Genomic DNA, 25,861 nt, shown 5'->3' with positions numbered 1-25,861 from the left:
CCGCGGATGCTGCGGAGGTCGCTCCGGGGCTAGTCGCCGCGCGGAGACGGGCCGGTCTCGCCGTCCGCGCTCTCGAACGCGCGGTCCCAGTCCTGGAGCTCCTTGCGCCGGCCCATGAGCCCGTCGAGCGACACCTGGAAGTGGAGCCCGCGGCGTGCGTTGACCTGTTTGATGTTCTCGACCAGCTCCGTGGAGAACGACGAGAGCGCGGTGCGGACTTCTCGGACGCGCTCCTCGGGGTCGTCCCACAGATCCGGGTGCTTCAGGATGTCGAGCAGGTAGTCCCGGTCGAGCGCACCCGTGAGCTTGCGGAGGGTCTCCCCGTACTCCACCGCCGCGATCGACCGCTGGCCCTCTTCGCCCTTGCGGTCCAGGCGGCCGAACAGCTCTGTGGTGTTCTGGGCGATGAGCCCGACCTGCGCGGCGACCTCGCCCGCCTGGGCGACGCCGCCCGAGCCCGCGCGCGCGTACTCGGCGGTCAGCGCCTGCAGGGTGTGGACGTGCGTGCGCACCGGCTCGGGGAGGGCGTGGCGAGCGGGCGCCGGCCGGTTGCGGCGGCGAGCCCGCAGGACGCCCCACGCCGCACCGGCTGCCGCCACCAGCACCGCAGCGCCGATCGCGATGCCGAGGAACGGCCCCGCGTCCGCCGATCCGGCCGGCGCGGGCGACGCCGCGATGACCCCCTGGATCGTCTCGGTGAGTGCCGCATCGAGGTCGCCCGCCGGCGTCTCCGCCTGGTTGGCGATCCGCATCGCCTCGCCCTGCTCGAGCACCCGCGAACCCGCCGAGAGGTCGTCCCCCACCGCGACGATGATCGTGTCGCACTCGGGATGGGCGGCGGCGAGCTGGGCGACGATCTCGGGACCGGATGCCTCGAAGGCCGCGTTGTCGGAGAACACCGCGACACCGATCGACTCCTCGCCGATCTGCGCCTGCAGCTGGTCCTCCAGAGCCGCCGCACCCGGCACCTCGGCCGAGACGTACACGCCATCCGCCCCGATGCCGTCGACGGCATCGTCGACGTAGCCCTGCCCGTCCGTCACCACGATCATGCGGTCGCGCCTAGAAGTTGTTGATCACGGACGCGAACACCAGGTCGATCTTCGCCGCGTCCGACGCGTCGAACCACTGCCCGCCGGTCGCCTCGGCGATGCGCTGCAGCGCGGCAGTGTCGGCGCCCTCGCCGTAGGCGATCGGGAAGATGCGCACCGGCGCCTCGTCGCCGCCCTCCTTCGACGCGGCGCCGATCCTGGCGACGAGGGAGTCGAGCGAGATCGACGAGTCGGTGTCCTGCCCGTCCGACAGCACCACGATCGCGTTGATGCGGCCGGGCTCGGCACGCGCCGTCATCTCGTCGTAGGCAGCGGCGATCGCGTCGTACAGCGGCGTGCCGTCGCGGTGGGCGTACCGCAGGTCGTCGAGCGAAGCATCCACCGACTCGCGATCCGAGGCGAGCGGCTCGACATCGCGCAGCACCACGAGGTTCTGCCCCGCCTCCGACTCCACCCCCGTCGTGAAGGCCCAGACCCCGACCTCGTCGGACGAGCGGAAGTGCCCGAGCGTGGACTGCGCGCCCTCGATGGCGCCGTCGAGCTTGGAGCGGCCGTCGCCGATGCCCTCGTCCATCGAGCCCGAGATGTCGATCACCTCGAGCACCGACGACGGCTTGCGGATCTGGGTCCACTGATCGATCGCCGCCGAGACCACGTCGACGGCGGGCTTGGGCAGCGTGACCGCCGGGCCGGCCGGGTCGACCCCGTACTCGGCGGTGAACAGGTCGCCGAGCGGGGCGGCGGCATCCAGCGGCCGGAACCCGTACTCGGGCAGGATCTTCTGCGCGGCATCCGTCTGCAGGAAGGCGGCGAAGGCCGCACCCGCGGCGGCCTGCACGTCTGTCACCCAGTCGGCGCCGAGCACGGTGATCGGGTTGTCGGACCACATCGAGCCGCCCGACGGGTAGACCGCGACCAGCTTCTCCTTCGGCGGCGTCAGCGTCTCGCCGGGTTGCACCGTGTGCGAGTCGGGGTTGCCCTGGTTGTAGTTGAGGAGCGATGTCTCTTCCAGCGCCACGGCCGAGACGTAGCCCGATCCCCCGGCGCCGTTCTGCGTCTCGTCGTAGAGCCGCGTCAGCACCTTGCCGGTGGTGTCGCCGTAGTGGATCACGCACTCCTCGAAGACACGCGAGAACTCCGACGCGGCCGCCACATCGGCGGCCGTCAGATCGGACGTCTTGCCGGATGCCTCGTACGACTGCATCAGGATCGCCGAGAGCCCGGTGGTCGAGGTGTTCGGGTTGGTCTTCGAGATCTTGAACGATCCCCACAACGGCTTGCCGACGCTCGCCCAGCCCTGCGGGTCCTGGCAGAGCGCCTCGAAGTCGGCGATGCCGATCTCGGTGCCGGGCCAGCCCAGGGCCTTGGCCATCGTCTCGGGCACCCCGAAGACCACGGGCGTGTGGGTGAACGATTCGGGTTCACCGACGAGGGATGGGGATGCCGCGGCCGCGACCCGGTCGGTCCAGACCGTGGACGCCGGCGACCACATCGTGGGCCAGCGGCGCTGGTTCTCGTCGGGCCAGTCCGCGCCCGAGGTGAGGAACCGCGTCGCGTCGCCCGACGAGACGTTGACGGGGTGCACCGTGGCGCACTCGTCGAGCTGCTCGTGCTGCGGCGACTCCTTGAAGGCGTCGGCGAGCGCGTCGAGCATGTTGACCTTCTCGGACGAGGTGGCGACGACCACGCTCGTGCAGCCGTCGTCGGCGAAGTCGCCCTCGCCGAGGTCGCCGCCGTCGGGCGCGCTGGCGGTGCAGGCGGCGAGCGCGATCGTCGCGGCGATGAGCACCGCTGTCGCGGCCAGTGCACGCGGTCGAGTCCGGGCGAACGGGGTGCTGTCGGCGGACGAACGCCGGGCTCGTGCAGGCATGGCAGAAGCCTACGGCCCCGCACCCCGCCCGCACAGACGCCGACCCCCGGCCGCGACGGCCGCGGCATAGCCTGGACCCGTCGATCGGAGGAACAGCGATGATCGAGCAGACTCCCACCCCGTTGCGGCGCACGCCGAGGTGCGGGCAGCGGCGCACGCCGAGGTGCGGGCAGCGGCGCACGCCGAGGTGCGGCCAGCGGTGGGCCGCCGTCGCCGCGGGACTCGCCCTGGTGGGCGCCCTGGCGGGCTGTACGACGAGCGGCGCGACGGACGACGACCTCTACGACGCCGCGCGCCAGACCAACCTGCTCTTCAAGTCGGCCGTCGGCACCGTGCAGCTGCATCTCTACGACGGCGACTGGCAGGTGCAGGAGTACGGCGACGCCCCGGTCGACTGCGGCAGCGGGTACTCCTTCATCATGGGCCGCACCACACCGGAGGGCTGGACCCTCGACGCCGACGCGATGTCGACCGCGCACCACCTCGCGCGCTGGCTGACCGCGCGGGGCTGGACCACGACGGATGCGGAAGCCTCCGGCGACGGGATCGTCGTGGTCGAGGCATCCAGTCCCGCCTTCGCCATCGCCTCGCTCGTCGTCGAGGTGCGGGATGGAGAGGCCGCCGCCGACGCGATCGGCGTGCACGCCGAGACGGCGTGTCAGGACGGCGACGCCGATGCGCTGACCGCGATCCTCTTCCCCGGATCACCCGACGCGGCGCACGACGCGCTGCCCGTCGCCGAGCCCGCGGGCGCCGTGCCGGTCTTCGGCTTCACGGCGGACGGCCGCCCGCGCTGACCGGACCGCGGCTCAGACCTCGCGCAGCGCCCGCCGGTCGACATCGGCGATCGAGGTGAACCCGGCAAGGCCGAGCGTGATGTCCAGCTCGGCGAGGACGTTGCGCAGCACCTCGGCCACACCCGCCTCGCCGGCGATGCCGAGCCCGTACGCGTACGGACGGCCGAGGGCGACGGCGGTCGCACCGAGAGCCAGCGCGATGAAGACGTCGGAGCCCTGGCGCACGCCCGAGTCGAAGACGATCGGCACCCGGCCCGCCACGCGCTCGGCGATCGTCGGCAGCACCTCGAGTGTCGGCACCGACTGGTCGATCTGGCGTCCGCCGTGGTTCGAGATCCAGATGCCGTCCATCCCCGCATCGAGGGCGCGGATCGCGTCGTCCGGGTGGACGATGCCCTTCAGGATGATCGGCAGCGACGTCCACCGCCGAGCCTTGGCCAGATCGTCCCACGTCAGCGCGGGTGTCGAGAAGACGTCGAGGAACGTCTCGACCGCGGCGCGCGGCAGCGGCGAGCGCAGGTTCTCGCGCATGCTGGTCGAGCCCGTCAGCGCGGCGCCCTTGCGGGCGATGCGCACCCCGGCGGCCACGGCTTTCGGAGTGAGCCTGACCGCCGGGGCGGCGCCGGCCGCGGCATCCGTTCCGTCCCTCGCGATGGCTGAGCCTGTCGAAGTGGCCGCCGCCGCAGCACGCGAGCGCTCGCGCACCAGCTGCCGGAACACGGGGTCGCTCGTGTACTGCGCGATGCCCATGGCACGCGTGAACGGCAGGTACGCGAGGTCCAGGTCGCGGGTGCGCCAGCCGAGCAGGTGGGTGTCGAGCGTCACGACGATCGCTTCGCAGCCGGATGCCTCGGCCCGCCGCAGCAGCGACGCGTTCAGCTCGTCGGAGGCCGACCAGTAGAGCTGGAACAGCCGGGGTGCGGTCGGCACCGCGTCTCGCACCTCCTCCATCGAGAAGGACGCCTGGTTCGAGAGGGTGTACGGAACGCCGTGGGATGCCGCGCCCCGCGCCACGGCGAGGTCGGCGTCGGGATGGGCGAGCTCCATGACGCCGAGCGGGGCGAGCAGGAGCGGCGTCGGGCGGCGGACGCCGAGGAACTCGATCGACAGGTCGCGCGACGACACGTCCCTCAGCGGTCTCGGCCAGACCTGCCAGCGGCCGAAGGCGGCGCGGTTGGCGGCGACCGTGCGCTCGGCGCCGGCGCCCCCGGCGAGGTACGCGAATGCCTCCGCGCTCAGCGCCTTGCGGGCGGAGGCTTCGAGCGCCGCGGCGTCGACGGGAACGCGCGGACGGGTGCCGCTGATGCCGGCGCGGTAGATGTCGGACTGAGCCCGGCGCGAGATGCCGCGCGAGGCGGCGGCCGGGTCGTCGGGGGGAGCGGCGCTTCCTTGGGCCATGCGGTCAGCCTACGCACCGGTGCACGCAGCGCCCCCGCGGGTTCGGGGCGGATGCCGTTTCCTCGGGGCGGACACGAAGCGCCCCGAACGGATACCACGCGCCCCGAACCCGATGCTGCGCCCCGAGCCCGCCGCCCCCGGCGAAGGCCTGGCCACGGGTGCGCATCGCATCCCTTCGCGCTGGTCAGCTGCCGAACCGGCACCAGTCGCCGACCCAGGTGAGGATCCGCGCGCGCATCTCCTCCCCGACGAACAGCTCGAACTCGCCGGGTTCGCCGTCGAGACGGACCCGCACGTCGAAGATCGTGCCGCGCTTGTCCTCCAGCACGGCGTGGGGATCGCAGCGGAACGGCGCGAGCGGAAGCTCGAGCACGATGGGATCGGCCTTCGCGGCGGCGATGTCCAGGTCGAGCGAGTAGAGATCCTCCTCGGGGGGCACCCCCGCGAAGCTGAGGAGGTTCGTGCCCTCCACCCCGACGACGGTGACCGCACCCCTCCCCGTGGGAGTGACGGTCAGCGCCAGCGCGGCGGGCTGGCCCGGCGGCGACGGCTCGAACCCGGTGAACGAGAGTGTCGCGGCATCCATCACCCGCTCCATCAGGCACTCGCGGGCATGCAGGCGCTCGAGGAACCCGAGCGCATCGGGAGCGGATGCCGTCGCCTCGGCCGTGCGTGAGTCCGAGACGATCTCGAGCGCCACCGTCCCCTCGCCCTCGTCGGCCGCCGGGCACGCGACGGGCGGCAGCTGCACGCGGATGTCCACGGAACCGCCCGCGGGGATCGTGCTCGTGCGATCGGCGACCACCCGTGTCGCCGGGCCGGCGAGCCGAGGATCCTCGACCCGCACCTCCCCCACCGCGATCGCGGTGTCGGATCCGTTCGTCACGCGCACCTGCGCCTGCCGCGGTCCCACATCGGCGCGGAGCTGCGCGAGCTCGACGGTGACGCCCGCCGGCAGGGTCGGCGCCGGGTCGGGGACCGGTGCGGGCGGTCCGGCGCAGCCCGAGAACACGAGCCCCGCGGCGACCACCGCCCCGGCCACTGCGGCCCGGATCGACCTCGTGCCCCGTACCGTTCTCAGGACCGGCGCAGGCTGCGCGCCCGCAGAGTCGGCGGGGCGCGGCATCCGTCGCCCATCGCTCCTGAGATCGGTACGCATGACGGGCATGGGTCGGACTCCCGCGGCCTAGCGGGTGAGGGTCTCGCGGACGACGGTGAAGTCGTCGAGCGCGACAGGGTCGATCTCGACTCCCAAGCCGTGGCCCGTCGGCACACGCACGTGGCCGTCGTCGAGCACGGCCGGCTCGGTCACGATGTCGCGCGTATAGAACCGGCTCGACGCCGACACGTCGCCGGGCAGCGTGAAGCCCGGCAACGCGGCCAGCGCGGCGTTCGCCGCACGGCCGATGCCGGTCTCGAGCATGCCGCCGCACCACACCGGCACGCCCGCGGCGAGGCAGCGGTCGTGGATGCGCACGGCCTCGAGGTAGCCGCCGACGCGGCCGGCCTTGATGTTGATGACGGATGCCGAGCCCAGCGCGAGCGCGTCGGCCGCCGCCTTGTCGGAGACGACGGACTCGTCCAGGCACACCGGGGTGCGCAGCCGCCGGGCGAGCGTCGCGTGGTCGACGAGGTCGTCCTCCTGCAGCGGCTGCTCGATCAGCAGCAGGTCGAAGCGGTCGAGCTCGGCCAGGGTGTCGGCATCCGCCAGCGTGTAGGCCGAATTCGCATCGACCTGCAGCGGGATCGTGCCGAAGGCGTCGCGCACCGCGGCCGTATCGGCGACGTCGCGGCCGGGCTTGATCTTGATCTTGATGCGCACGTACCCCTCGTCGAGGTAGCCGCGCACCGTGTCCACAAGGGCCGCGGGATCGCGCTGGATGCCCACGGACACCCCACTGGGCACGCGGTCGCGCACCGCGCCGACGTACTCGCCGAAGCTGCGCCCCTCCGCGCGCAGGGCGGCGTCGAGCACCGCCAGCTCGAGCCCCGCCTTCGCCATGCGGTGGCCCTTGAAGGGCTCGAGCGCACCCGCGACCTCCTCCGGCGCAAGGCTTCCCCGATCCAGCAGCGCCGGCACGAGGAAGCGCAGAGCGACATCCCACGCGCCCTGCGTGTACTCGCTGGAGTACAGCGGATCGGCCTGCGTGACGATCTCGCCCCAGCCGTCCCCATCGCCCGTGAGCGCGCGGACCAGGATGACCTCTCGCACGGTCTCGGTGCCGAACGACGTCGTGAACGGGGCGACGAGCGGCAGGTGCAGCACCCGCAGCTCGAATCCTTCGAGGGCGACGGATGCCGCCGGCCGGGCGATGGGCATGCGCTCAGCGTACGCCCGGCCGCCGTCGTGGCCAGGCGTCAGTGGGCGAAGCGCGCGTCGGGGATCTCGCGTCGCACGGCGACATAGGTCGACCGTGCGCGCCGCGGGCGGCGGCTGCGCGGCTCTGCCGGGGCGGCGTGCTGTGGGGGGTTTCGCATCAGGTCGCCCAGGGCGACGATCAGGGTCTCGATGTGCTCGCGCATGCTCTCTCCTCGTTCGAAGGAGAAGAGATGGCGAGGGTGCCGCTGATACAGCGCGGGCTCAGCCACGGGCACAAGTTCGTGGACGACCGGCGTCACTTTCACGCCGTCGATGCGCTCTCCCTCGAACCCGTCCATGACCTCACGCTAGGCGCAGGGTCCGACATCGGAATCGGGGGGCAGCCCCCCGGCGGATCCACGTTCGGTGGGGGCTGTCCCGCGGCGATTCCGGGCCGCGGCGGGGGGAGAGAACGGACGCCGTCGTGGCCGCCGTGCCGCGCCCCGCCGCAGCCGTCGTCAGGCGGGGATCTCGGCGAAGGCGCGCACGGGGAACGTGCCGAAGCCCTCGACGGCAGGCGGGGCCGCCGTGAAGCGCGCGCCGCGCGGCGGCAGCTCTTCCAGGCGGGTGAGGTGCTCGACGACATGCACTCCGGCATCCAGCAGCAGGCTGTGCGCCGGCCGCTCGCCTCCCGACTCGGTGTCGTCGATGTTGAGCGAGTCGATGCCCACCAGCACCGCACCCGCATCGATGAGCCACTGCGCCGCCTCGCCGGTCAGGAACGGCGCGCCGGCACCGTACTCCGGACGGCCGAACCAGCGGTCCCAGCCGGTGTGCAGCAGCACTGCCGCTCCGCGCACGTCGTGATCGGCGAGCGTGGCCGAACGGATGCCGCGGCGCGAGCCATCCCATGCATCCTCGAGGTGGAAGACCTCGGCGCGAAGGCCCACCAGCGACGACAGGTCGAGCCCCGCGAGGTCGCGTCCGTCGGCGTACCGGTGGAACGGGGAGTCGAGGTAGGTGCCGGTGTTGCCGATCATGTGGATGACATCCATCGCGAACTCGGTGCCGGGAGCGTAGCGCGCGCGTGAGTCCTCGCGGGTCAGATGCGGCGTGATCGTCGGCGCGGGCAGCCCGGGGTAGGTCACCAGCCCGGCCCGGATGGTGTGGCTGAGGTCGATGATGCGCCTGCTCGGAGCCTCGGCGTCCGCCGCCTTCTCGACGCCGCGGCTGCCGCGATGCGGCTCCTCGACGACGCGCAGTCCGCGCAGCGCGACCTCGTCGACGAGTGCGAGCCCGAGATGCGCGACCAGCAGGCGCGCGATTTCGTCCTCGGAGACGTCGCCGGTGGGCAGGTCCAGCCGGAATCCGGTGCCGGCGAGGCCGCCCCCGTTGGCGAAGCTGATGTCGAAATCGAAGTGGGCGCGATACTCGGGCATGCGAGCGAGCCTAGGGCCGGGGCATCCGCCGGTCGTCGCTTGCGACCGCCATCGTCCGTCGGATTCCGGTCGAACCGACGGTGCCTCTAGCGGGGCCGCTCGGGGCATGCAACCCCGTGCCCGGAGCGGTGCGGTCCTCGTACCGTCGGGCACATGGACACTTTCGACTTCGCACCGCGGCACGCGATCGTGACCGCATCGGACTCCGGCATCGGACAGGCGACCGCGCTGGCACTGGCGGATGCCGGACTGGACGTCGGCATCACGTGGCACAGCGACGAGGAGGGGGCGCAGCGCACCGCCGCCGGCGTGCGCGAACGCGGTCGCCGCGCCGAGGTCGCCCGCTTCGACGCCACCGCGCTGGACGAGGTCGCCGGCACCATCGACGGCCTCGTCGAGCGGCTCGGCGGCCTGGACGTCTTCGTCAACAATGCCGGAGGCGGATCGGGCGGGCCGTTCCTGGACCTCTCGATCGATGACTGGCGTCAGGTCGTCGCGCTCAACCTTGACGGCGCCTTCGCCGGGCTGCAGGCGACGGCGCGGCATATGGTGCGCTCCGGCCGAGGCGGGCGCCTGGTGGCGATCACGAGCGTGCACGAGACCCAGCCGCGCGTCGGATCGGCCGCCTACGTCGCCGCCAAGCACGGCCTGGGCGGTCTCATCGAGACGATGGCCCAGGAGCTCGGGCAGCACGCGATCACCGTCAACGCCGTCGCCCCGGGTGAGATCGCGACGCCGCTGACCAACCAGGACCCCGAGGACGCCGAGAACACCCGTCGCCCCGGCATCCCGCTGGGCCGACCCGGAAAGCCCGACGAGATCGCGGCGGTGGTGGCGTTCCTCGCCTCGCCGAGCGCGAGCTATGTGACGGGGGCGAGCTGGACCGTCGACGGCGGGATGCTGCAGATGGGCCCACAGGCCGGTTCGCATCTGAAGAGCGACGAATGGCGAGAGGGATGACCATGGACGAGCACAACGACGAGCACGAGCAGACCGATTCGACCGGCATGACCGACGAAGAGAAGCGGCGCGATCAGCTCACGTCCGCGCCGGACGCGGTCGAGTCCGACGCCGACCCGCGGATCGACGTGACGCACCGCGACGGCGTCACGCGCATCGACATCCGCGACGACGCCGACGTGCGGCCCGGCGACCCGACGAAGGAGCCATCCGATCGGTGAAGGAGCGAAGCGAGACGAAGCGTCTTCGGTGTGCTCGAGGCGTTTCGTCTCGCTCGCTGGCGCTCACTCGCTCAACGACCGGTGGGCGGGGCCGCCTCACTTGCTCAACGAGCGTGGGTAGAGCGCGCGGGATCAGCGGTCGGGCCGGACGAGCAGGTACCCGCGCGCATCGTCGAAGCCGCCGATCACCAGACCGTCGGCCAGGTGCCCGACCAGCTGGTTGCGCACGTGTGAGCGCCAGACCGCGGCATCCACTGGCGTCTCCCGGCGCAGGGTCTCGATGTCGCGCGGGATCTCGACCGACGCGACCACCCGCTCGTCGTCGGGCGTGGGCACCGGCGGCGCGGCGAGCGCCCACGACACCATGATGCGGTCGGTCTCGTCGCCGCGGTTGACGCCGTCGTCCATGGGTCCGTAGTGGTTCACGAGGTACTCGGTGACCCGCGTGCCGAGCACGCGCAGGTTGAAGTGCGCGTTGCGGGCGACCAGCGGGTCGAACGTCCAGGTGATGTTCCCCACCTCGCGGGCGAGCGCCCACTCCCGCTGGTGCTGCTTGAGCACGCGGCCGAGGCCGTGCGACTGGTGGCCGGGCAGCACCCCGGTGATGTGGCTGTGCATCGAGCGCGCGGCCGGAACCGCGAAGAACGCGACGGATGCCCCGACCATGTGATCCCCGTCGTACAGGCCGACCGCGTAGTTGCCGGAGTGCGCCAATGCCCGCAGCAGGTTCGGCGGCATCCCGCCGCGGTCGCCGCCCCAGACCTCGGCGAGGACGTCGGAGGCGCGGTGGACCTCCTCGACGGTGTCGAGCGGGCGGATGTGGATGCCCGGCGGCGTCGCGGTCTCGGCCATGCCATCACGGTACTCCGGCGCGTCCGTCCGGCTGCACCTTCGCGGCCCGGATCCCGAAGGCCGGAGCGCCGATAGCCTGAAGCGATGGGCACGGGTGATGAGGACGCGAGAAGACGACTCACCCGGATGCCGCGTCAGGGCGCCATCGTGGCCGTGCTGGCGGTCGCGGGCCTGTGCTCGTCGTTCATGTTCACGCTCATGGTGCCGATCCAGTCGAAGCTGCCGGAGCTGCTGAACTCGAGCCGCGAGGACACCGCGTGGGTGGTCACGTCGACGCTGCTCGCGGCGGCGGTGATCACCCCGATCTCGGGGCGACTCGGCGACATGTACGGCAAGCGCCGCATCGTGCTCGTGCTCGTCGCGGTGATGGTCGCCGGCTCCGTCGTCGCGGCGCTGTCGCCGGGCATCGTCGGGATCATCGTGGGGCGCACACTGCAGGGCGCCATCGTCGGCGTGGTGCCGCTGGGCATCTCGATCATGCGCGACGTGCTGCACGAGGACCGCGTCGATTCCGCGATCGCCTTCATGAGCGCGACGCTCGGGGTCGGCGGTGCGCTCGGCCTGCCGATCAGCGCGCTCATCACCGAGCGGAGCGACTGGCATCTGCTGTTCTGGATGGCGGCGGGGCTCGGCGTCGTCGTGTTCGCGCTCGTCCTCTGGATCGTGCCGGTGAGCGTCCTGCGCACCGCCGGCCGGTTCGACTACGTCGGCGCCTCAGGACTCGCGGTCGGCCTCATCGGCCTCCTGCTGGCGATCTCGCGCGGCAACGAATGGGGCTGGGGATCGCCGCCGGTGCTGGTGTGCGGGCTCGGCGGCCTGGTCGTTCTCCTGCTCTGGGGCTGGTTCGAGCTGCGCATCGACGAGCCGCTGCTCGACCTGCGCGTCGCCGCCCGGCCCGCGGTGCTGCTCACGAACATCGCGTCGGTGGCGATGGGGTTCTCGCTGTTCGCCTCGAACGTCGTGTACCCGCAGATGCTCGAGCTGCCGGTCGCGACGGGGGCGGGGTTCGGGCTGTCTCTGCTGGTCGCCAGTCTGATCGTCATGCCGTCGGGGCTGGTCATGATGGTGCTGTCGCCCATCGCCGGTCGCATCGCGTTCCGCACCGGACCGAAGCTCCTGCTGCTGCTCGGCGCGCTCTCGCTGATCGCCGCGTACGGCTTCACGCTGCTGTTCTCCTCCGAGGTGTGGCACATCCTCGTCGCGAACATCCTCATCGGCGCCGGCATCGGCTTCGGATACGCCTCGATGCCGATGCTGATCATGCGCTCGGTGCCGCAGAGCGAGACCGGCGCGTCGAACGGTCTCAACGCCCTGTTCCGCTCCCTCGGCACCAGCACGGCGGCCGCCGTGATCGGCGCGGTGCTCGCCACCTACACCGTCGACTTCGAGGGGATGCCGGTCCCTACCACCACCGGCTTCACGCTGTCGCTGATCCTCGGCGGGGCCGCCGCGATCGTCGCCCTCATGGTGGCCCTGTTCATCCCGCGCCATCACGCGCCCCAGGAGCAGCATCCGTCCCTGCGCGAGTAGCGAGCGCGGCACTTCGCTGCGACCGCTGCGACACACGATGGCGCGCTCGCACGAAACTGCCGCGCCCGCTACAGGGGGGCGTGCGTCACGTTCTCAGCAGGGCGAGACGCGGCGAATCGGGCGCGAGGCGTTCGGCGACGGCGACCGCCGACAGGATCGCGCTCTCGTGGGAGTCGGCGTCGGCGGTGTAGAGGCCCGCGAGCGAGATGCCGTGCCGCCCCTGCAGCGGGCGCAGCCGTCGCTGCGCGTCGAAATAGGCGGTGTCGATCAGACCGTGCTCGTAGGTCGCCGTGGCGTAGAGCGGCTCCGGCAGGACGTCGTCGTAGGTCACCCAGCTCTTGAAGACGGGCAGGCCGCGTGCGGGGTCCCAGATCGACAGCGAGCTGTGCGCCGCATCGGCGCGGATGTTCACGACCGACCACGCGGCCTGGTCACGCGGCATGAGCCGGCGATCACCGTGGATCGCGATCGTCGTCGGGAAGTACTCGAACCTCGCGAGCTGCTCCGTCAGCTCCGCGAGCTCGGGGCGGTGCGCGAGAAGCGCATGCGCCTGGCGCGCGTTGCACGCGAACACGAGATGGTCGAACGGATGCCGCATCCCGCCCACCTCGAGCGACAGGCCGCCGTCGGCCTCCCGCGTGACGGAGTCGACGTGGGCGCCGGTGCGCAGGGTGGCCCGCTCGAGGGAGGCGGCGAGCGCTTCGACATAGACCCGTAGCCCGCCGGTGATCTGGCTCTGCTCCGGCGGCCGGAGGCCCTCCGGGAGGTTGGCGCCGAGGTAGTAGAGCGCGTTGTAGGCGGCGAAGCGACGGAAGTCGGCGAGCTCGACGCACCAGAACGCGAGGAGCATCGGGAAGAGGAAGTCGACGACGAACGAGCGCGGCAGTTGTCTCCGCTCGACGTACTCCGCGATGGTGACGGTGGTGTCGTGTTCGGCGAGGAACGCCGGAAGGTCGGAGAGGAAGGATCGGAATCGCACGAGGTGCCCGAGCGCACGGGGTGTGAGCGACGACCAGACCGGGCGGCCACGCCGGAACGGCGGCATCGCGATCGGACGGGTGCCGTCGGCGCCGGCGACCGTGAGGGTCGCCGGGTATGCCACGCGGGTCACTTCGAGCGCGTCGAGCAGCCGGTTGAAGGTCGCGTACGCGGCGCTCGGGGCGAAGAACTGGAAGCCGGCATCGACGGCGAGCGCCTGCCCGTCGACCTGGATGTCGACCGTGTGCGCGTGGCCGCCCAGCCGGTCGTCCTGCTCGAAGAGGGTGACGTCGTGGTCGCGTTCCAGCAGCCACGCACTCGCGAGGCCGGCCGCGCCGCCGCCGATGATTCCGATCCGCATGTTCGCCCGTCGTCCGAGCCGGGCTCCGGACCGGGCTTCTGTCGACAGGTCTATCGGCTCGTGCGCCCGCTCGCTAGCCTGACGTCAACCGGGGCGACGGGAGCGGACCATGGATGGGCGTGATCAGGGCTTTCAGGACGGCGACAGGACTCGACGCGGACGTGGCGAGCCCGACCAGGTGCCCGTAGGGCCACCGGACGGCGCGACCGCCGCGAGCGACGCGACCAGGACCGGCACCGTCGCCGCGGCGAGCGGCACGGACGCGGCCGGGACGACCGCTCCCGACGACGGGGCCGACCATGACGCGCGATTCTTCGGGCAGCCGTGGGCGCTCGCGCACATCTTCGGCGTCGAGATGTGGGAGCGGTTCAGCTTCTACGGCATGCAGGGCATCCTGCTCATCTACATGTACTACTCGATCGCCGACGGCGGGCTCGGGATCCCCGAGGCGACGGCGACCGGCATCGTCGGTGCCTACGGCGGCACCGTCTACCTCTCGACGATCCTGGGCGCCTGGGTCGCGGACCGCCTGCTGGGCTCGGAGCGGGTGCTGTTCTTCAGCGCCTGGGTCATCATGGGCGGCCACATCGCGCTCGCCGTCCTCCCCAACATCTGGGGCCTGGGCGTCGGGCTGGTCCTCGTCGCGATCGGGTCCGGCGGCTTGAAGGCGAACGCGACGGCCGTCGTCGGGACGCTGTACACCCCCAAGGACCCGCGCCGCGACGCCGGCTTCTCGCTCTTCTACCTCGGCATCAACCTCGGCGCATTCCTGGGCCCCATCGTCACGGGGTTCCTGCAGAGCAACGTCGGCTTCCACTGGGGCTTCGCCGCGGCCGCGATCGGCATGGCGATCGGCCTCATCCAGTACTCGTTCGGACGCAAGCAGCTGCCCGCGTCGTCGCGCGTCGTCGCCAACCCGCTCCCGGCGAACCGGCGGCTGGTCGCGATCGGCGTCGGCATCGCGGGGCTGCTGGTGATCGTCGTGCTGGTGCTGACGGGCGTGATCCGCGCGGACAACCTGGCAGGGGTCGTGATCATCGTGACGCTCGGGGCGGCGATCGCCTACTTCTGCGTCATCATCGCGTCGCGCCACATCAGCGGCGACGAGCGCTCGCGCGTCATCGGCTTCATCCCGCTGTTCATCGTCAACGTCGGGTTCTGGTCGCTGTATCAGCAGCAGTTCACGGTGCTGACCATCTACTCCGACCAGCGCCTGAACCGTTCGATCCTGGGCTGGGAGATGCCGGTGTCGTGGGTCAACTCCATCAACCCGATCTTCGTGATCATCCTCTCCGGCGTCTTCGCTGCGATCTGGACGAAGCTGGGTACCCGAGCGCCCTCGGCTCCCGTGAAGTTCTCGCTCGGCGCGATGATCATGGGCGTCGCGTTCCTGCTGTTCCTCCCGTGGGCGAACGGCGCCCCCAACTCGACGCCGCTGCTGGCCATCGTGCTGATCCTGCTCGTGTTCACGATCGCCGAGCTCTTCATCTCTCCCCCGGGCCTGTCGGTGACGACGAAGCTCGCGCCCGAGCGATTCCACACGCAGATGGTGGCGCTGTACTTCCTGTCGGTCGCCCTCGGCACCGCGATCGCCGGCTGGCTCGCGCAGTTCTACGACCCCACGAACGAAGTGCCGTACTTCACGATCCTCGGCGTCATCGCGATCCTCCTGGGCCTCGCCCTGCTCGCGTCGGTGCGACCCGTCCTCAAGCTGATGCGCGGAGTGCGCTGAGGTTCGGCGGTCGTCCGCGGCCGGTCAGGAGACGGGGAGCCGGATCGCGTGGGTACTGCGACCCGGCTCGAGTGCGACGTCCACCCCTCCGGCACGGAGGTGAGCGGTCATGCCGTACGGCACCTCGGCGGTCACGGTCGCCACCTCATCCGTGCGCGTCCACTCCACGGCGAACCGGCCGAAGGGCGTTCCGACGTGCGCTCGGGCCTCGTCCACGCCCGCGTCGAAGTCGGGCTCGATCACGGCGGTGCGATAGCCCGGTGAGGTGGAGCGGATGCCGGCGACCCGGCGGTACAGCCAGTCGTCGACGCTGCCCGGCGCGTAGTGGTTGAACGACATCGGCCGGATCTCACCGTCCGGCGAGATCGCATCCCACGCCTCCCAGATCGTCGTGGCTCCGCGGTCGACCTCGTAGAGCCACGACGGCATCTGTGACTGCCACAGGAGCGTCCTCGCGACATCCGGGTGACCGTTGTCGCACAGCACGTCGAGCAGATACGGCGTGGCGAGGAAGCCGGTGTCGAGCCGGTCGCCCCGCTCCCGGATCAGTTCCACGAGCCGGGCCGCGGTGCGGGCGCGCAGCTCGGCCGGCACCATGTCGAAGGCGAGGGCCAGCACGTAGACGCCCTGCAGGCGCACGGGCAGGTCGCCCGCTGCGTCGGTGTACTCGGCCGCGAATGCCGCCCGCACCTCGGCGGCACGCGCGGCGAACGCTGCGGCATCCGCGTCCCGTCCGAGAACCGCCGCCGCCTGCGCGGCGATCGTCAGGGTCTGCGCCTGGAACATCGGCGCCAGGTACTCGCTCGTGAGCGCCGGCGCGATGCCGATCGCCTCGTGCGTCGGGCGGCCCTCCATCGTGCTCGGCGTCAGCCAGTCGCCGAAGTGCAGGCCGGTGTTGTAGAGCAGCGACTGCGCACGCCGGCGCGCGGCGGGCAGTTCAGCGCCGACGAGCGCCGGGGGCAGCTCCGCGGCGGCGGTCTGACGCTGGTACTCGATCCACCGGAGCATCGCGTCGTAGTTCTCCTCGAGCACGCGGCGATCGCCGGTGCGCTCGTAGAGGGTCCACGGCACGACGGCGATGGCATCGCTCCAGCCGGCCGCGGCGACGATCGAACCGATGCCCTGCGCTGTCGCGGCCGCCTCGGCGTCGAACGGCGAGCGTGGCGAGAAGATCGGGATGCGCCCGTCGGGCAGCTGGTCGGCGCGCAGGTTGTCGAGCCAGCGTGAGAGGAACGGCACGACCTGCGCATTGTTCGCGGCCGCACCGACGAATGCCTGGATGTCGCCGGTCCACCCGGCCCTCTCCCGCTGCGGGCAGTCGGTGGGCACCGTGAGGAAGTTGCCGCGCTGACTCCACACCACGTTCTCGTGCAGGCGATTCAGGCGGAGATCGGATGACGCGAACGAGCCGGTCTGCTCCAGATCGCTGGCGAGCACCACCGCGACCACGTCGTCCGCGGCCAGCGGGGCGGTCAGTCCGCTGATCCTCGCGTACCGGAAGCCGTGGAACGTGAACTCCGGCTCCCACTCCTCGACGCCCTCTCCGCCATCCCGGGCGGGACCGCCCGCGGTGACGTACACGTCGGTCTGCTCCTTGTTGATGCCGACGATGTTCGTGAACCACGAGCCGTCGGCGGCGAGCGTCTCGGTGTGCTCGATCACGATCCGCTGGCCGGGCGTCGCGTCGCGCAGCCGCAGCCGCAGGCGTCCGACGAGCACCTGGCCGAAGTCCACGATGGTGCCGCCCGCCGTCTCGACGAGCGCGACCGGCGCCACCTCGAGCACCCGGCGCACTGGTTCGCCGCGGAACGGCACGAGAAGCCGGTGGTCGGCGCCGACTTCGGTCACCGGCATCCAGTCGGCGTCATCGAAACCCGGGCGATCCCAGCCCGATGGCACTGCGCGGCGGTCGAAGCTCGCGCCGACGAAGAGGTCGGCGTACGCCCAGGGCCCGGTCGTGCTGCGCACGTCGGAGCCGGATGTCACGATCTGGGTCGTCCCGTCGGCATAGTCGACGTGCAGCTGCCAGATGGCGGATGTGCGCGTGCCGAACTGCGCGCTCGATCCGGTGAGGCCGAGGCGTCCGGCCCACCAGCCGTCGGCCAGCACCAGACAGAGGACGTTCTCCCCCTCCGCCAGCGCGGCGGTCACGTCTGCAGCGGAGAACGAGATGCGATGCTCGTAGCTGTCGAAGCCCGGTGCGAGCGCCTGGTCGTCCGCGCGACGACCGTTGACGAACGCCGAGTACACGCCGCGGGCGGTGGCGAACAGCCGGGCGCGGAGCACGCCGGGGCCGACCTCGAACCGCTGGCGCAGCAGCTGCGGCGGCCGCAGCCGCTCGTCGGGCGGAGAATCGGGGCCGAGCCCGCGGACCCAGTCGACGATGCTCCAGCGCTCGACGACGGCGTCCTGCTGCGCGGGCTCGATCCACTGCGAGACCCAGTCGGAGGCGTCGAGCAGCGACGTCTCGAACGTCGAGGCCGCCCACTCCGACCAGCCGTCCTCGGCCGATCGGCTGCGCACACGCCAGCGGTAGGCGCTGTTCGACGCGAGCCGCTCCCCCGCATAGGCGACGAGCCCGCCGTTCGGGGCCTGCACCGGGCCGCTCGCCCACAGGACGCGTCCGCCGGCGGACACCTCCAGTTCGAAGGCCTCCTGGAGATGGTCGACGAGCCATGAGAACCGAGGGTCGCGGGTGCCGACCCCGAGAGGCGTGCGGCGGTACTCGACGCGCAGGTCGTACGGGGTCATGGTTCCTCGCAGGGGGATGGGGGCGCTTCGACAGGCTCAGCGACCGGGTGGGGGGCGCTTCGACAGGCTCAGCGACCGGGTGGGCGCGCTTCGACAGGCTCAGCGACCGGGTGGTGGGGCGCCTCGACAGGCTCAGCGACCGGGTGGGCGCGCTTCGACAGGCTCAGCGACCGGGTGGTGGGGCGCCTCGACAGGCTCAGCGACCGGGCGGGGGGCGCTTCGACAGGCTCAGCGACCGGGTGGGGGGCGCTTCGACAGGCTCAGCGACCGGGTGGTGGGGCGCTTCGACAGGCTCAGCGACCGGGGCTAGCCGGCAGCGCGAAACCGGGTGGTGAGCGTGCCGATGCCCTCGATCTCGCTCACCAGCACATCGTCGGGCGTGAGGAAGCGCGGCGGCGTCCGGCGGTTGCCGATGCCGGCCGGCGTCCCCGAGAAGATGATGTCGCCGGGCAGCAGCGGGCAGACGGCCGAGAGCCGCACGAGCAGCTCCGGCACGTCGTAGAGCATCATCGACGTCCGTGAGGACTGGAGGGTCTCGTCCGACAGGCGGCACGAGATCGCCAGGTCGTCGCGATCGGCGAACTCGTCGGGGGTCACCAGCCACGGCCCGGTCGGACCGAAACCCGGGAACGACTTGCCCAGGCTGAACTGGGGCGCCGCGCCCTGCAACTGGGTGATCCGCTCCGACAGGTCCTGGCCGACCGTCAGGCCCGCCACGTGATCCCAGGCCTGCTCCCGCTCCAGCCGGTGCGCCGCGCGCCCGATCACGACGACGAGCTCGACCTCCCAGTCGACGTTGCCCTCGGGCAGCTCGACGACGGCATCCTGCCCGACGATCGACGACGGGAACTTCGTGAACGTCACGGGCAGGGCGTCCGGCGGATAGCCCGCCTCTGCGGCGTGCTCCGCGTAGTTCAGGCCGATGGCGAACACCTGGCGGGGACGCGGCACCGGAGCGCCGAGCTCAGCGGCCTCGAACGACACGTCGGCTGCGGCATCCGCTCTCTCCAGGGCTGCCGCCCACTCGACGAAGGGCTCCCAGTTCTCGAACAGCTGCTGGGGGTCGGGGCCGAATCGTCCGTCGGATGCTCCGGCGATGTCGATCGCTTCCCCGGTCCCGGAGCCCGTCGAGGGGTGGACGAGGACGGCGCGTCCCGCGAGGTTGGCGATCTTCACCAGTCGACCCGCTGCGGGGCGGGCTCGCCGTAGCGGTCCTCCCACGAGATCACGCGGTTGCGGAGCGTGCCGATGCCGGTGATCTCGGCCTCGATCTCGTCGCCGGGCTGCAGATAGAAGTCGAACGGGTTCGGCTGCACGGCGGCCACACCCGAGATGGTGCCGGTCGTGATGAGGTCGCCCGCGCTGTAGGTCTGCGGCGAGTGGTACGCCACCAGGTGCGGGAACTTGATGCGCGTCTGGTTGGTGTTGCCCTGCTGGCGCACCTCGCCGTTCACCCGCAGCTGCATCGGCAGCTCGTGCATGTCGGGCACCTCGTCGCGCGTGACGATCCAGGGGCCGATCGGGCAGAACGTGTCGATGGCCTTCGAGAACGAGAAGACGCCCGACTCCATCTCCTTGCGCTGGATGTCGCGCGCCGAGATGTCGTTGAACACCGTGAACCCGGCGATGTAGTCGTCGGCCTCGTCGGGGCCGAAGAACTTGCCCGACTTGCCGATGACGATCGCGAGCTCCAGCTCGTAGTCGAGCTCCTTCGTGAGCCCCTCCGGATAGACGATGTCGTCGCCCGAGCCGATGATCGCGTCGACGTTCTGGAAGAAGACGATGCCCTTGTGGACGGGGTGCGACCAGTCGACGGCGGCGAGCTCGTTGTGGTGGTCGGCGAAGTTGCCCGCGGTGTGGAAGAACTTCTTGGGCCGGATCGGCGCCTCGAGCTTCACGTCGTCGAAGGCCAGGCGCTCGCCGGTCTCGCGCACGTCGCCGCCGCGCTCGAAGTACTCGCGCGTCGAGGGGACGTCCAGTTCGATGACGACGCCCTCCTCGAGTTCCAGCCGGCCGACGCGGCCGCCGTCGAAGGTGATGAGCTTCATGAGTCTTGGTCTCCTGTATCGAATCGATGCCGACGCGCCTACGCGCCGACCATGTTGAAGCCGCCGTCGGCGAGCATGTAGCCGCCGGTCAGGTGAGCCGCCTCGTCGGTCGCGAGCCACAGGCACGCGCCGGTCACGAACTCGGGCGGCGGGATGACGCCCATCGGCGTCTGCGAGAGCAGCACCTCGCGGCGGCCGTTCTTCCAGTCCTCGCGGTTCAGCAGCCGCTCGGTCTCCATGAAGCCCGGCGCGAAGGTGTTGACGCGCACTGCGGGCGCGAACGCCTTGGCGTACGACTTGGTGATGCCGAGGATCGCGTACTTGGCGGCCGCGTACTGCGGCGCGCGCGCGGAGCCGCGGACGATCACGGTCGAGCCGACCTGCACGATGCTGCCGTGGCCCTGCCGCAGCATCCGCTCGCCGAACTCATGAGTCATGAGGAGCGTCCCCTTGACGTCGATGTCGATGACGGCGTCCAGCGCCTCCTGCGTGAGCTCGTCCCAGTTCATCTGCTCGCTCGAGACGTCGCCCACGTTGTTGACCAGCACGTCGAGGGCGCCGAACGCCTCCCAGACCTCGTCGGCCATGCGCTTGATCTGGTCCCACGAGCCGATGTCGGCCTGCACGAGGATGCCGTCGCTGCCGGCCGCGCGGATGCGTTCGAGGGTGGCTTCGGCACCGGCCCGCGACGAGCGGTAGTGCACGGCGACCTTCGCGCCCTCCTGCGCGGCGCGGACGGCGACCTCGGCGCCGAAGCCGGTGCCGGCACCGGTGACGAGCACCGTCTTGCCGGCGAAGCGGGGGAAGATCTGGGCCATGGTCGGTCTCCTGTCGTCTCGGTGGGTCTCAGACCAGCGTGCGTCCGCCGTCGATGTACATCACATGGCCGGTGATGAAGCCGGCGTGGCGTGAAGACAGGAACAGCGCGGGGCCGGTCAGTTCGTCGGGGGTGCCCAGGCGTCCGGCCGGCACGAGGCTCTCGAGGTCGGCACGCTTGCCGGGCTTGGCTAGTTCGCCCGCCGTCAGCGGGGTCTCGATGTAGCCGGGAGCCAGTGCGTTGACGGTGACGCCGGATGCCGCCCACTCGCGTGCCATGACGCGCAGCAGCTGGTTGATCCCGCCCTTGGACGCCGCGTACGGGCCGTGGGAGTGGTGTGCGAGCAGTCCCGACACGCTGGAGAGAGCGAGCACGCGGCCGAAGCCCTGAGCGACCATGCGGCGGCCGGCGGCCTGTGCGAGCCCGAAGACCGACGACAGGTTGACGCGCAGGATGTGATCCCACTCGTCCTCGGTGAACTCGAGGATCGGGCGACGGTCGTTGATCCCCACCGCGTGCAGCAGGACGTCGAGACCGCCGAGCTGCTCGACGACCTCGGCGACGACCCGCTCGCCCGAGCCGTGCTCGGTGAGATCGGCTCGGATCAACTCGTGACGGGCGTCGGCCGCGGCGAGTTCCGCTCCGATGGCGTCGAGTGCCCGCTGGTCGCGATCGACGACGGCGACGGATGCCCCGGCCCGGGCGTAGGCGAGCGCGCACGCGCCCCCGATTCCGCCGGCCCCCGCGACCAGCACGCGAGCGCCGTGCAGGCCGAGCCAGTCGGCGTTGACGACATCCGCGGGCGTCTCGACTGCGAGGGCGGTGTCGGGCGTCGTCGTCATGAAGGTCCTCGGTCCAAGTTCATACAGCAAAAGTTGCTTTCGCTAAGTGAATGTAACCGATACGCTGAGAGGAGTCAATCCGGCTCGTCCGGGACCACCTCACGAAACCAGGACGATGACTGCCCGCATCCAGCCCCTCACGCCTGACGAACTGACGACCCAGCAGTCGGCGCTCTATGACGCCATCACCGGCGGCCCTCGCGCCCACGGTCCCCAGCACTTCGCCCTGACTTCGAAGGACGGCTCGCTGCGCGGACCGTTCGATGCGATGCTTCGGTCCCCCGCCGTCGGCACGGCCCAGCAGGAGCTCGGCGCGGCGATCCGGTATCGCACCGGCTTCGCAGATCGCGCCCGGGAACTCGCGATTCTTCTCGTCGCCGCCCGGTGGGACAGTGCGTTCGAGCGGGAGTCGCACGAGGCGATCGCGCGGGCGCTCCGCTTCCGTGACGACGAACTCGCCGCGATCCGCGCGCTCGATGTGTCCGTGTTCGAAGGAGCGGAGCGCGCGGTCGGCCGTGCGACGCTCGCGCTGCTGAACGGCGACCTCTCCGATGAGGACTGGGATGCGGCATCCGCCGTTCTCGGCGTCGACGGCGTCTTCGAACTCACGGCGCTCGTCGGGTACTACGCCACCCTGGCCCTGCAGCTGCGGGTGTTCCGGGTCGGCTGAGTGATACGGTTTCACTCCATGAAAGCGGATGACACCAGCGATGCGGCCCCGAGCGAGGCCAAGAGCGGCAGCCGCTACCGCATCGAAGCCCTTGCAAAGGGGCTGGATGTGCTGCGCCTGTTCGACGAGTCGGTGACCTCGCTCAAGCTGCGTGAGATCTGCGACCGCACCGGCATCCCCATGCCGACCGCGTTCCGCGTGGTCGCAACCCTCGAAGAGGGCGGCTATCTCGAGCGACTGCCGGATGGCGGCATCCGTCCCGGCGTCGCCGTGCTGCTGCTCGGCTCCGCCGCGCTGCGGGGCTCGAGCCTCGTGCAGCTCAGCGAGCAGCCGCTGCGCCACCTCGCCGAGTCCTCGGGCGAGACGGTGAACCTCGGCGTGCTGGTCGGCGACCAGGTTCTCTACCTTGCGCGGCTGCGCAACTCCGATCTCGTCACGGCCAACATCCAGGTCGGATCGACGCTGCCCGCCGCGTACACCTCGATGGGCAAGCTGCTGCTGGCGTACCTGAACGACGCGGAGCTGAAGGCCACCCTCGCGAAGCACGATTTCGGGGCGGATGCCGGCCCCAACGCCGCGACGTCGCTCGCGGACCTGCGCGAGCGCCTCGCCGTGATCCGCGAGCAGGGATACTCGCTGCAGGATCAGGAGGTCGCCGCCGGGCTGCGCTCGGTGTCGGTGCCGGTGTTCGGGCGCGACGCCTCCCGGCCTGCGGCGGCGATCAACATCGCGGTCGCTTCGTCGCGGCACGACGTGGCCTCGCTCCGCGGGCCGCTGCTCGAGCGCCTGGGCGCGACCGCCGACGACATCTCGCGACGGCTGCGCGCGACCTGACGCTCGGCAGCGCCGATCGCCGGCCTCACCGCGCCCCAACGGCTCCCTCGAGGAGCGAGAGCGTGTGCTCCGCGGCCGGGTGGCCGATCTCGTTGAGGTAGCCGTGCATGGCGCCGTGCTCGCGCACCACGCGGACATCGACGCTCGCCACCGCGAGTTCCGCCGCGAAGGCCTCGCCCGATGGCCGGAGGCTGTCGAGCTCGGCGTTCACGATCAGCACCTCGGGAAGCCCGGCGAGATCGTGGCCGCCTGCAAAGGCATATCCCTCAGGATCGTCGCCGTCGGGCAGGTAGTTGCGGTTGATCGCGTCCCGGCTCTCGGGTGTGAACAGCCGGGCGGGAGGGACGCTGCGCAGCAGCACGGCGGTCTCCTCGTTGGGCTCGAGGATGCCGTCGTGCAGCGACGGGTACACCAGGACGAGAACCCGTGGTGTCGTCGTCGCCCGGTCGCGCAGCCGCATCGCCGCGCCGGCGGAGAGGTTGGCCCCGGCGCTCGCTCCGCCCAGCGAGACGCGTCGGGGGTCCGCGCCATAGGTGCCGGCATTCTCGACCGCCCAGTCGAATGCGGCGACGATCTGCAGGCCGGCAACCGGGAATCTCGCTCTCGGCCCGGCTGCCTCCATGTCCGCCCGGATCTCCTCGGGAGAGGGGATGTCGGCGTCCGGATCGGGTGGGCCGAGCACTTCGAGGGCGTCGAGGGGCGCCAGCGTGTAGTCGACCGAGACGACGGTGATTCCGGCGGCGCTGAGCCGCCGGCCGACCTGGTCGGCCTCGGGCATCTCGAGCGTTCCGAACATGAAGGCCCCGCCGTGCAGCCACACCAGCAGTGCGCCGTTGGGCTCCGATGCGGGATAGACCCGCACCCGGAAGTCGTGGTCGCCGCCTCTGAGCGCGACGTCGTGGGTTGTTGTCATGCGATCGTTCCTTCTGTTGTCATGCGGGAGTGGATGCTCTGCATCGGAGTCTTCCGGTCACTCAGCGGTCAGGGCTGTCACGCGCCGAACGAACCGGATGGCCGGGTCGAACACGTCGGCGGGCTCGCTCAGTCCCTGCCAGAAGTGCCGGCCTTCGGGCACCGGGTGGAACTCGACATCCGCGCCCGCACCGCGAAGTGCCGCCGCGAGCTCTTCGCCCTGTGTGACGGGTACGTGTACGTCAGCGGTGCCGTGCGCGATATGGAACGGAGGTGAGGCCGCGTGTACTTGCAGCGCGGGCGAGGCCCGGCGAGCGGCATCCGGCAGTGCTGCCGCCGTGGCGCCCAGCCAGCGCGCCTCACGCGTCTGCTCGGGCGGCTCGCCACCGTCTGATCCGGCACTGTCGTGCTCCGCCATCCCGAACAGATCGGCGGGGCCGAACCAGTCCACGACTCCCCGGATGTCGTCGCGGCGCAGCGCCGTGAGGGCGGCCAGGGTCGCACCGGCCGAGACGCCCCACAGCACGATGCGCGAGGCGTCTACTCCGTGCTCGGCGCCGTTCGCCTGAAGCCAGGCCAGCGCGGCATCCACATCGTCGAGCTGCGCCGGAAAGCGCGCCTCGCCGCTCAGCCGGTACTCGCACGACGCGACCGCGAGGCCCGCGCCCACGATGCGATCGAAGGACTGGGCGTCGCTGAGGCCGGGAGTGAAGACCTTGCGGCTGCCGCGCAGCCATCCCCCGCCGTGCAGGAACACCACGACGGGCACGCCCTCGGCATCCGGTGTTCGCAGATCGAGCGACAGCGGACGGAAGCCGACCGGCTGCGCGAAGTCGACCTCGAGGATGGAGCGCATGCGTCAGTCGCGGAACTGGAACTCGGGCATGAACTGCGTCCAGTACTTCTCGCCCGCCGCGCGCATGGTCGGATAGTCCGGCACGTAGATACCCTGCGGCTCGGTCGCGTCGGTCTTCTGGCCCATCGCGTGGAAGAAGCGCTCGAAGCCCGCCGTCCCGACGCCGAACACCTTCGTCGTGTTGTGGATCTGGAACGCGTGCACGACGTTGGCGGGGATGTACGCGAAGTCGCCGGTGGTGAGCGTGGTCTTGCTGTGGTAATCGGCCTGGTCGTCCATCCAGACGCTGATCTCGCCGTCGACGACATAGAAGATCTCGTGCGTCTTGAAGTGCTTGTGCGCGGGGATGCGGTCGCCCTTCGGGCCCACCATCGTGAAGGCGCCGTACTGGTCGTCGGTCTCGTCCGCCGAGAGCAGGATGTTGAACAGCTGGTCGAAGACCAGGGACTTCTCGCCCTCCCCGTTGCCGAGGACGAAGGGCCTGGGTGCCGCGGGCAGGACTCCGGCGAAGGGCGCCTTGTCGGGGTCGTCGGCTGGGAAAGTGGTCATGCTTACCTCCTCGTAAGAACACGGGTGCCGTTAGGCAGATGGAGCGTCGGTCGTTCCGGGTGATTCGCTCCGCTTCCTCAAGTGTCCGCAGGA

24 protein-coding genes are annotated in these 25,861 nt (G+C 71.1%); 7 read left to right on the top strand and 17 right to left on the bottom strand.

Annotation, left to right across the window (positions count from 1 at the left end):
• Positions 1 to 29 precede the first annotated feature (29 nt).
• Together NCG93_RS14865 and NCG93_RS14860 are read right to left on the bottom strand one after the other, a co-directional pair.
• Positions 30 to 1,052: a hypothetical protein gene (locus tag NCG93_RS14865; RefSeq protein WP_194412544.1), complete on the bottom strand. Its 1,023-nt coding sequence runs from the start codon at positions 1,050 to 1,052 to the stop codon at positions 30 to 32.
• A gap of 10 nt (positions 1,053 to 1,062) precedes the next feature.
• The gene (locus tag NCG93_RS14860; RefSeq protein WP_241741570.1) at positions 1,063 to 2,922 is read right to left on the bottom strand and encodes a vWA domain-containing protein; all 1,860 of its coding nucleotides are present in this window, start codon (positions 2,920 to 2,922) and stop codon (positions 1,063 to 1,065) included.
• A gap of 98 nt (positions 2,923 to 3,020) precedes the next feature.
• Here NCG93_RS14860 and NCG93_RS14855 point away from each other — a divergent pair, with 98 nt between their 5' ends.
• The gene (locus NCG93_RS14855; RefSeq protein WP_194412543.1) at positions 3,021 to 3,719 is read left to right on the top strand and encodes a hypothetical protein; all 699 of its coding nucleotides are present in this window, start codon (positions 3,021 to 3,023) and stop codon (positions 3,717 to 3,719) included.
• A 12-nt stretch (positions 3,720 to 3,731) separates the two neighbouring features.
• Here the strand turns inward: NCG93_RS14855 and NCG93_RS14850 are convergent, their stop codons facing one another.
• The 5 genes from NCG93_RS14850 to NCG93_RS14830 all read right to left on the bottom strand — a co-directional run bounded on the left by NCG93_RS14850 (position 3,732) and on the right by NCG93_RS14830 (position 8,855).
• A complete protein-coding gene (locus NCG93_RS14850) occupies positions 3,732 to 5,117 on the bottom strand; it encodes an alpha-hydroxy-acid oxidizing protein (RefSeq protein WP_194412542.1) in 1,386 nt (461 codons plus the stop codon).
• Positions 5,118 to 5,301: 184 nt separating this feature from the next.
• The gene (locus NCG93_RS14845; RefSeq protein ID WP_194412541.1) at positions 5,302 to 6,159 is read right to left on the bottom strand and encodes a hypothetical protein; all 858 of its coding nucleotides are present in this window, start codon (positions 6,157 to 6,159) and stop codon (positions 5,302 to 5,304) included.
• Between the two features lie 144 nt (positions 6,160 to 6,303).
• Complete coding sequence (gene menC, locus NCG93_RS14840; protein ID WP_194412540.1) at positions 6,304 to 7,437, bottom strand: o-succinylbenzoate synthase; 1,134 nt, start codon at positions 7,435 to 7,437, stop codon at positions 6,304 to 6,306.
• Between the two features lie 38 nt (positions 7,438 to 7,475).
• The gene (locus NCG93_RS14835; RefSeq protein ID WP_194412539.1) at positions 7,476 to 7,775 is read right to left on the bottom strand and encodes a hypothetical protein; all 300 of its coding nucleotides are present in this window, start codon (positions 7,773 to 7,775) and stop codon (positions 7,476 to 7,478) included.
• A 159-nt stretch (positions 7,776 to 7,934) separates the two neighbouring features.
• Positions 7,935 to 8,855, bottom strand: a complete 921-nt coding sequence (locus NCG93_RS14830) for a cyclase family protein (RefSeq protein WP_194412538.1) — start codon at positions 8,853 to 8,855, stop codon at positions 7,935 to 7,937.
• A 153-nt stretch (positions 8,856 to 9,008) separates the two neighbouring features.
• Between NCG93_RS14830 and NCG93_RS14825 the strand changes: the two genes are divergently transcribed.
• Complete coding sequence (locus NCG93_RS14825; protein ID WP_194412537.1) at positions 9,009 to 9,815, top strand: SDR family oxidoreductase; 807 nt, start codon at positions 9,009 to 9,011, stop codon at positions 9,813 to 9,815.
• Between the two features lie 2 nt (positions 9,816 to 9,817).
• On the top strand, positions 9,818 to 10,036 hold the full coding sequence (locus NCG93_RS14820) for a hypothetical protein (protein ID WP_194413835.1): 219 nt from the start codon (positions 9,818 to 9,820) through the stop codon (positions 10,034 to 10,036).
• 132 nt (positions 10,037 to 10,168) lie between these two features.
• Here the strand turns inward: NCG93_RS14820 and NCG93_RS14815 are convergent, their stop codons facing one another.
• Positions 10,169 to 10,888: a GNAT family N-acetyltransferase gene (locus NCG93_RS14815; protein ID WP_194412536.1), complete on the bottom strand. Its 720-nt coding sequence runs from the start codon at positions 10,886 to 10,888 to the stop codon at positions 10,169 to 10,171.
• A 126-nt stretch (positions 10,889 to 11,014) separates the two neighbouring features.
• Here NCG93_RS14815 and NCG93_RS14810 point away from each other — a divergent pair, with 126 nt between their 5' ends.
• Complete coding sequence (locus NCG93_RS14810; protein ID WP_194413726.1) at positions 11,015 to 12,418, top strand: MFS transporter; 1,404 nt, start codon at positions 11,015 to 11,017, stop codon at positions 12,416 to 12,418.
• Between the two features lie 85 nt (positions 12,419 to 12,503).
• Here the strand turns inward: NCG93_RS14810 and NCG93_RS14805 are convergent, their stop codons facing one another.
• Positions 12,504 to 13,757 carry an FAD-dependent oxidoreductase gene (locus NCG93_RS14805; RefSeq protein WP_194412535.1) on the bottom strand — a complete coding sequence of 418 codons (1,254 nt, stop codon included), beginning with the start codon at positions 13,755 to 13,757 and terminating at the stop codon, positions 12,504 to 12,506.
• A 109-nt stretch (positions 13,758 to 13,866) separates the two neighbouring features.
• On the opposite strand from NCG93_RS14805, the gene NCG93_RS14800 reads away from it, so the two are divergent.
• Positions 13,867 to 15,489, top strand: a complete 1,623-nt coding sequence (locus NCG93_RS14800; protein ID WP_206687284.1) for a peptide MFS transporter — start codon at positions 13,867 to 13,869, stop codon at positions 15,487 to 15,489.
• Between the two features lie 24 nt (positions 15,490 to 15,513).
• On the opposite strand, the gene NCG93_RS14795 is transcribed toward NCG93_RS14800, so the two are convergent.
• The 5 genes from NCG93_RS14795 to NCG93_RS14775 all read right to left on the bottom strand — a co-directional run bounded on the left by NCG93_RS14795 (position 15,514) and on the right by NCG93_RS14775 (position 21,947).
• Complete coding sequence (locus tag NCG93_RS14795; protein WP_194412534.1) at positions 15,514 to 18,240, bottom strand: family 78 glycoside hydrolase catalytic domain; 2,727 nt, start codon at positions 18,238 to 18,240, stop codon at positions 15,514 to 15,516.
• Between the two features lie 306 nt (positions 18,241 to 18,546).
• A complete protein-coding gene (locus tag NCG93_RS14790) occupies positions 18,547 to 19,416 on the bottom strand; it encodes a fumarylacetoacetate hydrolase family protein (RefSeq protein WP_194412533.1) in 870 nt (289 codons plus the stop codon).
• Positions 19,413 to 20,288, bottom strand: coding sequence for a fumarylacetoacetate hydrolase family protein (locus NCG93_RS14785; protein WP_194412532.1), 876 nt, complete (start codon positions 20,286 to 20,288; stop codon positions 19,413 to 19,415). The genes NCG93_RS14790 and NCG93_RS14785 overlap by 4 nt, the downstream gene beginning before the upstream one ends.
• Before the next feature lie 38 nt (positions 20,289 to 20,326).
• A complete protein-coding gene (locus NCG93_RS14780; RefSeq protein ID WP_194412531.1) occupies positions 20,327 to 21,106 on the bottom strand; it encodes an SDR family NAD(P)-dependent oxidoreductase in 780 nt (259 codons plus the stop codon).
• Between the two features lie 28 nt (positions 21,107 to 21,134).
• On the bottom strand, positions 21,135 to 21,947 hold the full coding sequence (locus tag NCG93_RS14775) for an SDR family NAD(P)-dependent oxidoreductase (protein WP_194412530.1): 813 nt from the start codon (positions 21,945 to 21,947) through the stop codon (positions 21,135 to 21,137).
• Positions 21,948 to 22,062: 115 nt separating this feature from the next.
• Here NCG93_RS14775 and NCG93_RS14770 point away from each other — a divergent pair, with 115 nt between their 5' ends.
• Both NCG93_RS14770 and NCG93_RS14765 read left to right on the top strand, forming a co-directional pair.
• Positions 22,063 to 22,617 (top strand): carboxymuconolactone decarboxylase family protein, encoded by a 555-nt coding sequence (locus NCG93_RS14770; RefSeq protein WP_194412529.1) that lies wholly within the window; start codon positions 22,063 to 22,065, stop codon positions 22,615 to 22,617.
• Positions 22,618 to 22,635: 18 nt separating this feature from the next.
• Positions 22,636 to 23,451, top strand: a complete 816-nt coding sequence (locus NCG93_RS14765; protein ID WP_194412528.1) for an IclR family transcriptional regulator — start codon at positions 22,636 to 22,638, stop codon at positions 23,449 to 23,451.
• 25 nt (positions 23,452 to 23,476) lie between these two features.
• On the opposite strand, the gene NCG93_RS14760 is transcribed toward NCG93_RS14765, so the two are convergent.
• From NCG93_RS14760 to NCG93_RS14750, 3 genes are read right to left on the bottom strand one after another with little or no spacing between them, the layout of a single operon-like run.
• Positions 23,477 to 24,364 carry an alpha/beta hydrolase fold domain-containing protein gene (locus NCG93_RS14760; RefSeq protein WP_194412527.1) on the bottom strand — a complete coding sequence of 296 codons (888 nt, stop codon included), beginning with the start codon at positions 24,362 to 24,364 and terminating at the stop codon, positions 23,477 to 23,479.
• A gap of 57 nt (positions 24,365 to 24,421) precedes the next feature.
• Positions 24,422 to 25,219: an alpha/beta hydrolase gene (locus tag NCG93_RS14755; protein WP_194412526.1), complete on the bottom strand. Its 798-nt coding sequence runs from the start codon at positions 25,217 to 25,219 to the stop codon at positions 24,422 to 24,424.
• Positions 25,220 to 25,222: 3 nt separating this feature from the next.
• Positions 25,223 to 25,768, bottom strand: a complete 546-nt coding sequence (locus NCG93_RS14750) for a quercetin 2,3-dioxygenase (RefSeq protein ID WP_194412525.1) — start codon at positions 25,766 to 25,768, stop codon at positions 25,223 to 25,225.
• Positions 25,769 to 25,861: the final 93 nt, after the last annotated feature.

The sequence above is a fragment of the Microbacterium yannicii genome (assembly GCF_024055635.1).
Lineage (GTDB): Bacteria > Actinomycetota > Actinomycetes > Actinomycetales > Microbacteriaceae > Microbacterium > Microbacterium yannicii.
This window is presented reverse-complemented; position numbering and strand designations above follow the sequence as displayed.